This window comes from Shewanella sp. SW1, from assembly GCF_025653545.1.
Taxonomy (GTDB): Bacteria; Pseudomonadota; Gammaproteobacteria; order Enterobacterales; family Shewanellaceae; genus Shewanella; species Shewanella oncorhynchi.
The window spans coordinates 119,393-133,970 of sequence record NZ_JAKKSG010000014.1; the positions used below are offsets into that span (position 1 = coordinate 119,393).

Genomic DNA, 14,578 nt, shown 5'->3' on the forward strand with positions numbered 1-14,578 from the left:
CTATGTTGCCACTGGCATCGCAAACTCAGGCGGATTTAGCCCATTTTCAGTTGGCACAAAGCTATCTGCAAAAAATCCTGTTGTCATCTGTGTATGACATAGCGAAAGTGACGCCGCTTTCCAGCATGAACAAGTTGTCGGCGCGTTTAGGTTGTCAGGTATTTTTGAAGCGCGAAGATATGCAGCCAGTGCATTCCTTCAAGTTACGCGGTGCCTATAATCGTATCGCCCAGCTGACGAAAGAAGAATGCCAGCGCGGCGTGGTGTGCGCTTCGGCGGGCAATCATGCTCAGGGTGTAGCTATGTCGGCGGCGAGTCGCGGTGTGGATGCTGTGATTGTGATGCCCGAGACGACGCCCGATATTAAAGTCGATGCGGTACGCCGTTTAGGTGGCAACGTGGTATTGCACGGCCAAGCCTTCGATCAAGCCAATGGTTTTGCGATGGCGATGGCCAAAGAAGAGGGCCGAGTTTACATTGCGCCCTTCGACGATGAAGCCGTGATTGCAGGACAAGGCACTATCGCCCAAGAGATGTTGCAGCAGCAGCGCGATCTCGAAGTGGTATTTGTACCCGTGGGCGGCGGTGGGCTCATCGCGGGTATCGCCGCCTATTACAAGGCGGTGATGCCGCAGGTGAAAATTGTCGGTGTCGAGCCAGAAGACGCGGCCTGTTTAAAGGCTGCGATGGAAGCGGGCGAGCCTGTGACGCTGGCGCAAGTCGGTTTATTTGCCGACGGCGTGGCGGTTAAACGTATAGGCACTGAGCCGTTTCGAGTCGCGAAACTTTATGTCGATGAAGTAGTGACTGTCACTTCGGATGAAATCTGCGCCGCGGTAAAAGATATCTTTGAGGACACCCGTGCGATCGCCGAACCCGCAGGGGCCTTGTCCTTAGCTGGGCTTAAAAAATATGTCAGCGCTAATGCCAATGGTGATTGCGGCAATGGTGAGAAAGTCGCGGCGATTCTAAGTGGCGCCAATGTGAATTTTCACAGTCTGCGTTATGTGTCGGAGCGCTGCGAACTCGGTGAGCAAAAAGAAGCTGTACTGGCGGTGAAAGTCCCTGAGCGTCCGGGAAGTTTCTTAACATTCTGTGAGTTACTCGATAAGCGGGTGATGACAGAGTTTAACTATCGTTTCAGTAGTCGTGATCTTGCCGTGGTGTTTGCCGGCATTCGTTTAAGCCGAGGCCAAGGTGAGCTAGAACAAATCATTGCCACCTTAGAGGCCAATGGTTTTGAAGTTCAGGATTTATCTGGGGATGAAACCGCGAAATTGCATGTGCGTTATATGGTCGGTGGTCATCCACCAGAGCCTTTAGAGGAGCGTTTGTTTAGCTTCGAGTTCCCCGAACATCCCGGCGCGCTGCTGAAGTTTTTAACGACCTTGCAGAGCAAATGGAACATTAGTCTGTTCCATTATCGCAACCACGGCGCGGCCTTTGGCCGAGTGCTGGCGGGGTTTGAAGTACCAGCGAGTGATGCCTTGCCGTTCCAACAGTTTTTAACTGAGCTGGGTTTCGTCTATCAAGAGGAAACCCAAAGTCCTGCCTATCAGCTGTTTTTAAATGCGGGTAACGGCAACAAGGCGTTACAACCTTAGCTCACCATGCGCGTGATAGTTATGTTAGTCACAACTAAGGCTAAAGGAGGAGCGCACAGGCGCTCCTTTTTGTGGTAGTTTTGTAGACTTAATACTCTAGCCGCCGATTAGCGCGCCACTGTTAAGTCACTGACTTAATCCGCTGATGGTTAACTCGCTGGTTTTTAAAACAGAATGGCTAACGAATAACGAATTAATATCTAGACCTCGACCTACACGCATTAAGGAGACATGATGTTACCAGCACCGCGTTTTACCGCTTTTAATCCTCCTCGCCGTATTTTAATGGGCCCTGGCCCATCGGATGTTTATCCCGAAGTGCTTGCGGCGCAGTCCAGACCGACGGTCGGTCATTTAGATCCGCTGTTTGTGGGCATGATGGATGAGCTTAAGAGCCTGATCCAATACGCCTTCCAAACTAAAAACGAAATGACCATGGCGGTATCAGCGCCGGGCAGTGCGGGCATGGAAACCTGTTTCGTTAATTTAGTCGAGCCGGGTGAGAAGGTGATTGTCTGCCGTAACGGTGTGTTTGGTGAGCGTATGCGCCAAAACGTCGAGCGTATGGGCGCGATTGCCGTGCTGGTGGATAACGAATGGGGCACTCCTGTCGATCCAGCCGCAGTTGAAGCAGCGCTGAAAGCCAATCCCGATGCCAAATTTTTAGCCTTTGTGCACGCCGAAACTTCTACTGGTGCCTTGTCCGATGCTAAGACCTTGTGCGCATTAGCCAAAACCTATGGTTGCTTGAGCATAGTTGATGCGGTCACTTCCCTTGGCGGTGTCGAGTTAAGGGTCGATGAATGGGGCATAGATGCTATTTATTCCGGCAGTCAAAAGTGCCTTTCCTGTGTACCGGGTTTATCACCTGTGTCTTTCTCACCTGCTGCCGTCGAAAAACTCAAGAATCGCAAGACCCCAGTGCAAAGTTGGTTCCTCGATCAAAGCTTAGTGATGGCCTATTGGACCAGCGCGGGTGGCAAACGTAGTTACCATCACACTGCGCCAGTGAATGCGCTTTATGCACTGCATGAATCCCTGCGTATTTTAGCGGCCGAAGGCTTAGAGAATGCATGGCAACGCCACCACGAAATGCATTTAGTGCTGCGTGCTGGGCTTGAAAAGTTAGGGCTTAACTTTGTGGTGGACGAAGATTCGCGCTTGCCACAACTTAACGCAGTTTACATCCCCGCTGGTGTCGATGATGCTGCGGTGCGGACTCGTTTGCTGAAGGATTACAACCTCGAAATCGGCGCCGGCCTTGGCGCCCTTGCGGGCAAAGCATGGCGCATCGGCCTTATGGGCTTCGGTGCTCGCCGCGAGAATGTCGCCTTATGCCTCAAGGCATTAGAAGAAGTGTTGAACTAATATGCCAAGATTACGCTTTGCCCTTTGCGGCCTAATGATCGCTTTGCTCAGTGCCTGTTCTGTGAACAATGCCAGCAATGCGTCCTGCGATTTTGTGCGCGGAACCAACAATAATCAAAGTATGCGTGAGGCGAGCGGCCACGATACTGGCAGCGCCGATGAGCGACAAAAAGATGTCGGTATCGGCTTCTTGAATGTCATCTTCGGCGGCATCAGTCGAGCACTTTCTTCCGATAAGTCATCGGATGGAAAGTGTTTGTAACTTAGTTAGTTTTAGTGGTTTTGATTAAACGAAAATCCCCGAAATGCGGGGATTTTTTAATTTTGTTAATAAAGTCGCTTTTGGCAGCAGGTAATATTGATTTAGCACTGTCATTCCAGTGACTCGCCGACTTTAGTTTAAAAAATAAGTTGACCCTATCGGCCCTACGGCGGTATCTGCTGTATATGGCTAGATTTATAACAAGCATAGAATGTCGCGAACACATGGATGTGAATGAGCGACCATGCCGCCAATGGTCACTTCCACGACAGTGCTTAATCCCGTTAAACCCTTGGTATACCTGATAGTCTGTTATTTATAATTATGCATTCCGAGAATTTAATACCAAGAATTTAATAATGGTGGTTCGTTAAGCTTTTTTGACTTGCGAGGAAATATTATTGCTGGCAACAGAGTAAAACGATGTTTAAAATAAATTCAAGTTTGTGCTAATGCTTTCTTAGGGACATTAAACTTTTAACCTATTACAGGGTAGTGATTTTGAGTACAAATCTACAGCCATTTTTTATTGTGCAATCAGATCCTGATGGTAAGGGAATACCGTATTTTATGGATAAACATTGGACTCCTGAGCTACCTGACTATGAGTTTTATGACTCACCACCATGTGAGGTTGATTTTTTTAATGCTTATTCTCTTAAAGCAAAAACATATCAACTGAATGGTGATTATTTGGTTGATGAAAATTTAGTTTCTAATGAAATGTTATACTTGTGTGAAAAATTAAATGTTAAGTGTATTCGTATTCCTGTCGATATTAACTTGCATCGAGGATTTCGTCCGCAGAAAAAGTACTTTTTATTTTTTCCACTAAGTTATTTGTCTATCTTAGATAAGGATGAGTCCACTTATACTATCTCGATTGACTTAGATTCTGGAAAATTGAACACGCAAGAGGAACGTGGGTTAAAGAAGACATATTATGAGTCTATAGATAAATTTAAAATAAAGAATAATATACGTGAACATTTATTCTTTTGTAACGAGATAGCGGCTTCTGTATGTTCTATTCAGTTTAAAAATGAGTACGAAGCTCTTGGTTTAACAGGGGTGAGTTTTAAGGGGATAAATGAACATTATCAGTATTCTGCATGGAGCTGAGTGCATCATAAAATGAAAATATTGAAGCTAAGTACAAGGAGTGAATAATGGACTGGATTGAGTTAGAAGAAAAATGCTTTGAAATTACATACGATACAATCAAGATGTTATTGTTAGAAAATAAAGATGAGGCATTCTATGCGGTATCTCTTTACACTGACAGTAGTGCCATGTCAGCATCATTAAGTGCTAGCTCTGAGGGTAAGCTTAAAAGCATTCTCGTTGCTGAAGAAGATCAGAGCATAGAGTGTGAAAATTACTATAGATGGGTAGTATCTGAGTGGTTTTATGATGGATATAATGCGGGAGCCTTCTCCAAAATAAGTAAGATGCTTCGAGAGGACTCATCTCGAGAAATAAACTTTGCAAAGTTTAAAAATGAACTAATTAAGACATTATCAAATGTACTAATCAGAATAAAAAGAGAACTGCCTATTGAGCTAAATTCGACAGTGTGTTTTGTTTCAATTACTGACGACGATGAGTCTGAGGAAATAGAAAACTCTTCTGCAAAATTAATAAACGATGCACCACTTTCAATGGCATTTATTTTAAGGTTTGACTAATTAATCGTACAGATTTATCTATAAAAATAGAAACATAATCATCTTTTTTAAAAAGATGAAAAAAATAGGACAAACGCATATTTTCTTCATGGCGATTATTCTAAATCTTGATTCAAAAGATATGACTGCTGAGATGGTTACCCCTATCTGGGGATTGGACTTCGGTTTGGGTCGTTCTGGCTATCAGAATGTACGGTAGTTTATGGGATTAAGCACTGGAATGTAAGTGACCGTTGGCGGCATGGTCGCTCATTCACATTCATGTGATCGCGACATTCGTATGTCCATATACAGCAGATGCAGCCGTCGAGCCCTCAGGGATGACTTATTTTTAAACCAAAGTTGGCGCGTGACTGGAATGACAGTACTAATCGCAACTCACTAAATATGCACAGGACAATCAGCCTTCGCTTTTTGCTAATTGACATATAATGTCATCCCGCTATTATGGCAGCACCTCAGATTACACGAACAAGATCCTATAAATGAAAAAGTTATTTATTATGCTGGCGATGATTTTTGCGGTTAGCTTAGTTACTAGCCCAGTCGTTGAAGCGAAAAAATTCGGCGGTAGTAAATCTATCGGCAAAAGCCATCAAACGGCTCCGGCTCAACCAGCGGCGACCAACACACCGACTACGGCGCCAGCGGGAGCACCGGGCAAAAAAGGTATGATGGGCGGCATGTTAGGCGGTTTATTAGCAGGTGGCTTATTGGCTGCGCTGTTTATGGGCGGTGGTTTTGAAAATATTCAAATCATGGATATTTTGATTATCGGTTTGCTGGCATTCGTGCTATTCAAAATCGTTCGTACTGTGATGGCCTCAAAAGCGGGGGCGCAGCCAAGACCGGCCTATGCAGGGGCGAGTCAGCCAAGTACTAATCTACAGCGCCAACAGACTGAACAAACAGGTTTTGCCACCAATGCAAACAGCGGCAGCAATGGCTTTGGCCAAGCGATAAGCGATGTGCCCTTTAATTTACCCGCGGGTTTTGATTTACCAAGCTTTTTGGAAGGCGCTCGTAGTCACTACAAAACCCTGCAATTGGCGTGGAATGAAAACGATTTAAGCAAAATCCAAGAGTATGTTTCTATTGATCTTTACAATGAACTCAGCAACCAACGTCGCGAGTTAGTGGGCGATCAGCACACAGAAGTGATGTTTTTGGATGCAGAACTTGTCCGCGCCACACACAATGCAAATCTTGCGGAAGTGAGTGTTAAATTTAGCGGCCGCTATCGCGATACCGTTGAAGGTGTAGAAGAGGACATTAAGGAAGTATGGCATTTGGAGCGTAACGTAGCGCAAGCCAACTCACCTTGGTTAATCGTGGGTATCGAACAGTAATCAGCTCAGTGTTTAAAGCAGCCTTAATCTCTTAAGGCTGCTGTTTACATCCCCTTTCGTTTCAATCCAGCCTTCCCTAACAGTTCAACGTCATCGATAGATTGAAAAAATCCGGCTGTCATCGCATTCACTATTGGCGGCAGCAAGACTTTGCTGATTATTTTAAAGTAGTTAATTAGTGCATCAATTGCTAAATAAAAAATCCCCGCACTTAGCGGGGATTTTGTTATTTGTTCAAAGGGTTATACAAATTGTCTGATGGCTATGGCGATAATCAGCACTGGGCAAACATACTTTACATACCTTGGCCAAATGCGCCAAAAAAGTCCTGTGCTATCGACACCTTTTTGCCCACTAATTGCCTTGAGCAGCTGGGTTTGGCGCCAAATCCAACCTAAGTAAACCGCAATACCGAGGGCGACCAGCGGCTGGGCGATTTGGGTGGTCAGCATTATAGTGAAACTAAATAGCGTCTCAAAAAATACCGCCAGTAATAAGGATAATGAGGTCAACAATAGGCCGATGATCAAGGTGGCGCGTTGACGGCTGAGTCCGAACTTTTGCATCACATAACTCGTCGGCACTTCGGCGATGGATATGGCCGAGGTTAAACCCGCGATGATCAGCAGAACAAAGAAAATCACGCTGATGATAAGGTTAGCTGTGTCACCTAAGGTGGAAAATAACGCGGGTAAGACAGTAAACACCAATGCATCCGAATCGAGTAACTTGCCCTCAGCATTAAAAATCTGCACGCCATTGTGCTGGGCCACATACATGGCTGGGATAATCAAGAAGGCGGCGAGAAAGGCGATGCCGCTGTCGGTAAAGGCAACCCAGACGGTCAGCTTGGCAATATTCTCTTTTTGGCTCAGATAACTGCCGTACACCATCATGGCACCTGTGCCTATGGTAAGGGAGAAGAAGGTTTGTCCGAGCGCGCTGATCAAGGTATCTGGCGCCAGTGCCTTGGTAAAGTTAGGTGTTAGTAGCGCGCTTATCCCTTCGCTCGCACCATTTAGGGTGAAGATATACGCCACGCCCGCGATCAGCATGATCAGTAATAACGGCATTAAGCGTTTCGACCATTTTTCTATGCCTTCTTGCACGCCTTGCAGTAATACCAGAAACACCAGCGTGCTGAAGATCAGTGTAAACACCAGATTACGTGACAGCGAAAAATCCACTAGCCAAGCGGCGGTATCATTCGAGCCAAAGGCTGTGGCGATAGGCGCGATGGCAAAGCTGACAAACCAGCCGGAGAGAATACTGTAGAAGGTATAAATCAATCCCGCTGTCACTATGGAAAGCAAACCTATGGTCTTGCCTAAACCGCGGGTGAGCGAGTTGAAGCCGAGTTTGCCCATGGCATCGGCGGGGTTGGTTTGCCCGTGGCGACCTATCATGAGTTCAGCCATCAGCATGGGAATGCCTAGGATGAAAATCAGCACTAGGTACACAAGTAGAAAGGCGCCACCACCATGGGTGGCCGCTTGGGTGGGGAATCCCCAAATATTGCCGACGCCAACGGCGCTACCTGCGGCTGCCATGATAAAACCTAAGCGTGAGCTGAAGTGGTTAGTTGAACTTGTATTGGCCGATTGCATTGTGCCTCCCGTAAAAAGAAGGCGTATCTTAGGCGGATAAATTAGGATTTCAACGCAATTTTAGTGCGTTAAACTGGTGTTAATCTGCAATAATTTATCGTTTTTTGGCTTTAAGTTGATGTTGTGTGCCGCCTATCTGTTTTGTGCGAGATTTTATTGCTATCAGGTGCGACTGATGGTTGAGATTTGGCGAATCATTGCGATGATAAAAATTCATTGAATTGTGATCTTATGGTCAAAAAATACCGTATGGCAGATGTCTAACCGCTATTTTGTGCTATGACTGTTACTTGTGCCGCTGTCTTGTTTGCGGTGTTTGCTGTGACTGTTGGGTGTTGGCTTATGCTTGAATGTTGACGTGCCCTAAGGGAATGGCCGTGTGGTCTTTAACCTTTTTGAGGACAAAGCTGGAATGCACCCCTGCGATATGCACGTTGGTCGTGAGTTTATCTAACAGGAAAGTGCGAAAGTGCGCCATATCTTGTACTAGCACTTTAAGTTGGTAGTCGGCCTCAGAGCCCGTGATCAGCGCGCATTCTTGGACTTCTTCGTAGGCGAGTGCATTGGTTTCAAATTGATTGAGAATCGCCGGCGTATGTTTCTCCATTCGAACATGGATATACGCGGTCAAATGCAGGTTGAACTTATCCGCCGACAGACGCGTTGCATAATCGGCAATATAACCCGCTTCTTCTAAGGCTTTAACACGGCGCGAGCAAGGAGATGGCGATAGTCCGACTTTATTGGCCAGTTCGAGATTTGATAATCTGCCGTGGGTTTGCAGTAAGCGCAGAATTGTTAAATCGAGTTGATCGAGTTTGTAGGGGTGAGTGTCTGTCATTGAAAGCTTAGGGTTAACTGAGTCAGCCTCTAGTTTGCCAGTCTTAGCGGACTTTGCCAAAAATCTTGATCAAATGAGACATTTTAAGGTTGTGACAGTGATAACGGATAGAGATTTTGGGAGTCGCGCGGTTTGGAACTCCCGTTATTTACCGCTATTGTTATGATACTAATAAGAGTGAGACACTGTATGCGCTTGAGTTTGTTGCTAATCTGCTTATTCATATTACCGATTTATGCATTTTCTGCATCGTTAACCATTGGTAGCGCTCTAAATCGACCGCCTTATATTATCGAAGATGCTGAATCAGGGCTTGAGATCGATATTATTAAGGCCGCGTTTAAGGAAATGGGGCAGCCAGTCAACTTCAAATTCTACTCTCGTAAACGCCAAGTTTTATATTTCAATAAAGATAGATTAGATGCTGTAATGACGATGAACCCTGCAAATGGCGTTGATGGTTATTGGTCCAATGATTATGTTGAATATACCAATGTGGCGATCAGTTTGGCCGAGCAACACCTTGAAATAACACGTATTGTGGATCTTAAAAAGTACAGTGTCGCCGCTTTTGAAAATGCTCGCTTCTTACTTGGCCCTGAGTTTAATGCCGTAGCGCAACAGACTATTTATCGTGAAGTCGATAGCCAATTAAGCCAGAACCGTATGTTGTACTTAGGTCGCATTAATACAGTGATTGCGGATCGTTATATATTCGCTCAACTGAATAAGTTCGTTGAGGATGATGTTGATACCCAGCAAGCATTAAGCTACCACTTTATTTTCCCCCCAACATCCTATCGAATGGTGTTCCACAACTCAGTGGCGCGGGATACTTTCAATCAAGGGCTCGCTAGAATTAAGGCCAATGGGATTTATCAGGCCCTAGTGGCAAAATACTTAGGCAGTGCTTAGCAATGCCTAAGTATTTAACTTCATAGTGTTTGAAGCTGTTGTATTTGAGTCGACAGCCAAATCGAGACGCTGAATTCACAGTGTTAGCGCTCAGATCCTTTAGCAAACGCATGGGAGAGTGGATGCAACTTACTGACAAAGAACACGCTACATCCGCTGATGATGGCGGCTAAAAAGGTTGAAAACAGCACATCCTGCGGCCAATGCATGCCAAGCAGCATACGGCTTAATCCCATCAAAAATCCCCAGCTCCATAACGCCATGACTAAGCTAGGTAATCCAGCAAGTAGCAAATAGTAGCTGGCGGTAAGCACTAGCGTTACAGCAAAAATGGTATGTCCCGAAGGAAAAGAATAGCCGATTTCATCTTCCCAATGCTGATGGATCCGTGAGTCGAGTTTCAAGGCAGGTTCTGCAGCGATCAAGCCATCGAGTGCATTGGCAATTGTCTTTGAACGTGACTGTTTATCCAATTGATAAAAGGCATCGAGTGAAAGCGGTTCATGCTTAGGCAGTGCTTGTTCTGCTAGAAAAACGAGATTAGGTCTGGGTTCTTTAAAATAGGATTTGAGGGTGTGGCTTAAGCCTAAACTGATAACTTGGCTGAGGCTGATGGCAAAAAGTAAACTTATAAAGAGTGGTTTAGGCATATGACGATAGGCGATCGCCAATACAAACAAGACTGTTGCGACGCCATAGGGCGCAGTGCCAGTCATGGTAATCCAATATAAGGTTTTGGCTAAGGTAGAGTGCAGATCGATCAGTGGAAACAGCTGATTCTGTGTCAGTAATAGTAAGCCCGGAATGGTTGCCAACAGTATCCAAGCTAAACCTAAACGGCGTAAAAGATAGACGCTATGGGTCAAAATATAAGCCTCTTCATAAAACGCCATAGGCTACAACGCGGCAATGGTTTTGCCAATAAAAAAATCCCGACAGCAAAAGATGGCGCTGTCGGGGGTCTTCAAGGGTGGATCGGTAGGGCGCTATTGCGCCGTGTTCTTAGGGTGATGCCTAGTCACGAACATCAAAATCAACAGTACGACTAACAGTAAACCTGAACCCATCAATAGGGCGTAATCTTCCAGTTGCAGTATCGAGTACAGCACAGCATATAAACTCACCAGCATAATGCCCACTAATGCACCGCGCTTAATACTTGCTGTGGCACTCCCTACATAAGCCGATACCGACAGCACAGGAATACAAGCGGCAATTAAATAGGCATGCAAGAAGGCTAGATGCTCAGATAGCGAGAGTAGTAGCAAATAGAACAAGGCCATGGCGCTGCCGACTAACACATATTGAATCGTGCTAAGGCTCGTTTTTTGTCCAATTTCGAAGATAAACAACATGATAAAAGTCAGCACGATAAACAATAGGCCGTATTTTACCGAGCGATCAATCTTGCCGTAGTGAGTCACTGGTTCGAATAAAATCGCATTGGCCGAGACTTCAGTCAGAGTTGATTGATTACTCTTAATAAACTCTTGTGGATAGTTACGGGTTAAGTGGCTGATATTCCAACTTGCAGTAAAGCCTTGCGCGTTGATGTCCCGTTCTGCGGGTAATAATCCCTTAAAGCTTGGATGCGGCCAGTCGGCGCGAATATTGATTAGCGTTTGCTCGCCTAGTGGCAATGCGCTGATAGACTGAGAGCCGCGTAGTGTCATGGCAAAATCCACACTAAAATCACTCGCTTCGCTGACTTGGATCTTTTGATTAAAGCCTTTTTCTAAACCGCCAGTGGTTAACCCCGTGCCCGACATCAGTGATCCAGAGAGTAATGTCGATTCACCGGTGATTTCAATTTTTTCTACTTTATCAATTGCTTGATTCGATGACACCCCAAAGACTAACCGGGCATTTTTGTTATCGAAGGCGATAAGGTTAGGAATATCATAACGGTTAAGGCTGAAGTCGGCCTGACCTTGTAGAGCTGCGTTATACACCAGCGATTGATAAATGCCACGGGTGCGAAAATCATGTTTTAGGTCTAAGTCGAGGGTGAGCTTTTTCGGTAGGATCACTAGCTCATCTTGATAGGTACGCTTCACTTCATGGCGAGTTTTACCGTCGTTACTGACTTCTTCTTGCAACACAAAATAGCTGTAAGGGATCACCAGCGCAGGACCTGAGAGGGTTTGCTGCTCACCCCATGAACGGCCGATTTCATCGACAACGCTGTGGTAAAGGGTTTGGCGATCAGAAGTCATATCCATAATGATCCCCAGCGGGATCAACGCGAGGATTGAGAGTATGCCAATGGTTAAGGCTTTTAATAAGGTGGTGTTTTTTAATGCCGTTCCCTTTGCGGTGGCTGCTGCCCACGGTTCTTGTGCTGACATATCGATTCCTTGACTTCGATTAAATTTTTTGAGGAGTGCGCGCACCACTAAATAGGCTGCGCTACCAAATAAGGCCAAACTAAGTAGGGTGAGTACCCAGAAAATAATGCTGAACATTGAATTTCATTCCCTATGAAATACGACCGAGACTTATCCGCTAAGATTGTGCAGAGTTAACTCGGTATCACGGCGGGTATTAAAACAGATTTTTTTACAAAAGTTGCGGGCAAGTTGCTGATCAATAGTGGCAAAATTATGGCGATTGCCGCTAAATCCATACTCATTATTCAAGTTTATGAATCTGATAGTGGGATGTCTTTGCCAAATTTTGGGTGTTTTTTCTCGTAGTCATTTTCTTTTTTAATATGCTTGAGCAGTGCTTCGAAGCTTTGCTTAAAGACGTCAAGTTCTGCGGAATAGACTACGGCATGGTGGGAAAACCAGTGGTGTTTTTCTCGATCACGGTTACTGTAATCAGGCCAAATACGTAGCTCATACTCATCACCCATGACGACAATGACATAGGCAATGGCGCCATTGCTAAAGATGATACATTGGGGCAGGTACACCAGCTCTTCGCCTTTAAATAACTCATACTCTATCGCTTCGGTGCGCCAACTCACTATCGGTAGCGGCGCCTCGATAGAGCAACCAATCGACTGATGCTGATTAAACAGTACGGCGTTAATGTCATCCATTAAAAAGGGCCGGTGATCGCCATTTTTAGCAGCAAGTGAATACAAGATATTCATCAAAAATGGCAGCTTAGTGCCATTACCCGTTTTGCGGCCGCAGAGTTGTGCTTGGCGATAGTAGATATTCATCATCAATCCTTAATGAAGAGCCTATGCCAGATAGGCTCTATTTCGAGTCGTGAAACTAACGGGTAGGTAAACCGATAGCCGTTAAGGTATAAATGGCTTATGTTATCCGAAGATACTGCCTAGTGAGTAGACTTGTGCGTACATTTCACAAACCTGCTCGTTGAATAGTGTGCTAAATACTTTTATTTTCAGTTTGTTATATTTTTTCTCTGGTTTGGTATTTGCTTGTCGTTGAATTTGGAGAATCGATGCCTAATCCCTTTTCACCCCGCGAGTGGCTGCAATTAAATATGCAGCAGCAAGGATTATTGCAACCATATACCTCTGTCACCGAGGCAATTTCACATCTCAGTTATGTACAAATTGACTCTATCAACGTGGTTGAGCGAGCGCATCATCATGTGCTGCATAGTCGTATGCCAGAATATCAGCCAAAGATGCTCGATATGGCTTTAGCCAAAGGAGAGATCTTCGAATATTGGTCCCATGCGGCAGCTTATTTACCTATTGCCGATTACCGTTTTAGTTTGCAGCGTAAACAGCAGCTGCAAAATGGCGGTAAGCATTGGTTTGAGCCCGACGATAAAATAATGCAGGAAGTGCGGGCGCGAATCCTTGCAGAAGGGCCACTCAAGGCCAGTGATTTCGAACATAGTGAAGCTAAAAACGGTACCTGGTGGGATTGGAAGCCCGCGAAGAAAGCCCTAGAGCAGCTGTTTATGCGTGGTGAGTTGATGGTGGTGCGGCGGGAGAAATTTCAAAAGGTTTACGATCTTACCGCGCGAGTGTTGCCACAAGATATAAATGCCAAAGCACCGACAGATAGTGAGTTTACGCGCTATTTGATTGATCGTTATCTCGATGCCCACGCCTTCGGTACTGCGGCGCAAATGGCTTATTTACGCAAAGGTATGAAATCAGCAGTAGCCCAAGAATTGGCAGAGTTGTTAGCTCACGGGTTATTAGCGTGTTTTAAGACGGCGGGCCAAAGCTACTTTTATCGCCCTTCATTACAGCTAAATGCACTATTACCTAATAAAGTGTGGCTGCTTAATCCCTTCGATAATTTATTGATCCAACGGCAAAGATTAAAGCAATGGTTTGATTTTGATTATCAAATTGAAGTCTATGTCCCAGCCGAAAAGCGTCAGTATGGTTATTATTCTTTAGCGATTCTGTGGCGCGACATTTTTGTTGGCCGCGTGGATGTTAAAGCCGATCGCCAAGCTAACCTATTGCTATTACAGCAATTGACCTTAGAAGAGGGCATGATGGTGAATGGCTTAGATGAGGATTTCTGTGCGGCCTTTGATATCGCAGTCAGTGAATATGCTCGTTTCAATGGCTGTGACCGCTGGAAGTTAGTTAAGGCTAACCATAAAGGCCTTAAGCAAAAGTATGCTCGCCAACAAAAGCTTTAACTATTTGTCTCTTTAGTTGGAGCATCCATAAAGCGAAAGCAGCCATACAGTAAGATTAGATACAGCAGTGGCAACGCAGCAATGACTAAAGATGAAGAAGTCGCAGTACTATCGCTCGTAATGCGATAACAGGGAATATACACGGCGGGATAAACTAGGCTTCCCCATAGAAAACACTGATTCATCAATCGATAGATAAAAGCGGGTTTAATGCTTGATTGACTGGCCAATCCCATCAAACTGGCGAGAAGCACACCGGGATAAGTGAGTAGCGGCAGGCCACCAAGCAACAATAATCCCCAAAGAAGATAGTCCTGATAGTGTGTGCTGATTGTGACATCCATTGTAGCT

Annotated in this window: 14 protein-coding genes; 8 read left to right on the plus strand and 6 right to left on the minus strand. The window is 45.3% G+C overall.

Going from position 1 to position 14,578, the window contains the following annotated elements:
• Positions 1-2: 2 nt before the first annotated feature.
• The 6 genes from ilvA (at position 3) to L5M71_RS13965 (ending at position 6,271) form a co-directional block, all read left to right on the plus strand.
• Positions 3-1,604, plus strand: a complete 1,602-nt coding sequence (gene ilvA, locus L5M71_RS13940) for a threonine ammonia-lyase, biosynthetic (RefSeq protein ID WP_263168464.1) — start codon at positions 3-5, stop codon at positions 1,602-1,604.
• A gap of 234 nt (positions 1,605-1,838) precedes the next feature.
• Entirely contained in the window at positions 1,839-2,972 is a 1,134-nt protein-coding gene (locus L5M71_RS13945; protein WP_168825972.1) for a pyridoxal-phosphate-dependent aminotransferase family protein, read from the plus strand.
• Between the two features lies 1 nt (position 2,973).
• Entirely contained in the window at positions 2,974-3,234 is a 261-nt protein-coding gene (locus L5M71_RS13950; RefSeq protein ID WP_263207561.1) for a hypothetical protein, read from the plus strand.
• A 501-nt stretch (positions 3,235-3,735) separates the two neighbouring features.
• Positions 3,736-4,356 carry an imm11 family protein gene (locus tag L5M71_RS13955; RefSeq protein ID WP_263207563.1) on the plus strand — a complete coding sequence of 207 codons (621 nt, stop codon included), beginning with the start codon at positions 3,736-3,738 and terminating at the stop codon, positions 4,354-4,356.
• 47 nt (positions 4,357-4,403) lie between these two features.
• Complete coding sequence (locus tag L5M71_RS13960; RefSeq protein WP_263207565.1) at positions 4,404-4,922, plus strand: DUF4303 domain-containing protein; 519 nt, start codon at positions 4,404-4,406, stop codon at positions 4,920-4,922.
• A gap of 485 nt (positions 4,923-5,407) precedes the next feature.
• Positions 5,408-6,271: a Tim44 domain-containing protein gene (locus L5M71_RS13965; RefSeq protein ID WP_263141173.1), complete on the plus strand. Its 864-nt coding sequence runs from the start codon at positions 5,408-5,410 to the stop codon at positions 6,269-6,271.
• A gap of 242 nt (positions 6,272-6,513) precedes the next feature.
• Here the strand turns inward: L5M71_RS13965 and L5M71_RS13970 are convergent, their stop codons facing one another.
• Complete coding sequence (locus L5M71_RS13970) at positions 6,514-7,878, minus strand: sodium-dependent transporter (protein WP_263207568.1); 1,365 nt, start codon at positions 7,876-7,878, stop codon at positions 6,514-6,516.
• 340 nt (positions 7,879-8,218) lie between these two features.
• Positions 8,219-8,719: an Lrp/AsnC family transcriptional regulator gene (locus L5M71_RS13975; protein ID WP_105253008.1), complete on the minus strand. Its 501-nt coding sequence runs from the start codon at positions 8,717-8,719 to the stop codon at positions 8,219-8,221.
• Between the two features lie 189 nt (positions 8,720-8,908).
• On the opposite strand from L5M71_RS13975, the gene L5M71_RS13980 reads away from it, so the two are divergent.
• The gene (locus tag L5M71_RS13980; protein ID WP_263207570.1) at positions 8,909-9,634 is read left to right on the plus strand and encodes a substrate-binding periplasmic protein; all 726 of its coding nucleotides are present in this window, start codon (positions 8,909-8,911) and stop codon (positions 9,632-9,634) included.
• Between the two features lie 83 nt (positions 9,635-9,717).
• Here the strand turns inward: L5M71_RS13980 and L5M71_RS13985 are convergent, their stop codons facing one another.
• The 3 genes from L5M71_RS13985 to L5M71_RS13995 all read right to left on the minus strand — a co-directional run bounded on the left by L5M71_RS13985 (position 9,718) and on the right by L5M71_RS13995 (position 12,806).
• Entirely contained in the window at positions 9,718-10,527 is an 810-nt protein-coding gene (locus tag L5M71_RS13985; RefSeq protein ID WP_411569133.1) for a phosphatase PAP2 family protein, read from the minus strand.
• Positions 10,528-10,620: 93 nt separating this feature from the next.
• Positions 10,621-12,099: a cell envelope integrity protein CreD gene (gene creD / locus L5M71_RS13990; RefSeq protein ID WP_168825956.1), complete on the minus strand. Its 1,479-nt coding sequence runs from the start codon at positions 12,097-12,099 to the stop codon at positions 10,621-10,623.
• Between the two features lie 176 nt (positions 12,100-12,275).
• Complete coding sequence (locus tag L5M71_RS13995) at positions 12,276-12,806, minus strand: hypothetical protein (RefSeq protein ID WP_263207573.1); 531 nt, start codon at positions 12,804-12,806, stop codon at positions 12,276-12,278.
• Between the two features lie 248 nt (positions 12,807-13,054).
• Here L5M71_RS13995 and L5M71_RS14000 point away from each other — a divergent pair, with 248 nt between their 5' ends.
• Complete coding sequence (locus tag L5M71_RS14000; protein WP_263207575.1) at positions 13,055-14,227, plus strand: winged helix-turn-helix domain-containing protein; 1,173 nt, start codon at positions 13,055-13,057, stop codon at positions 14,225-14,227.
• On the opposite strand, the gene L5M71_RS14005 is transcribed toward L5M71_RS14000, so the two are convergent.
• Entirely contained in the window at positions 14,224-14,571 is a 348-nt protein-coding gene (locus L5M71_RS14005) for a hypothetical protein (RefSeq protein ID WP_173496177.1), read from the minus strand. The two genes, L5M71_RS14000 and L5M71_RS14005, sit on opposite strands and share 4 nt — an antisense overlap.
• Positions 14,572-14,578: the final 7 nt, after the last annotated feature.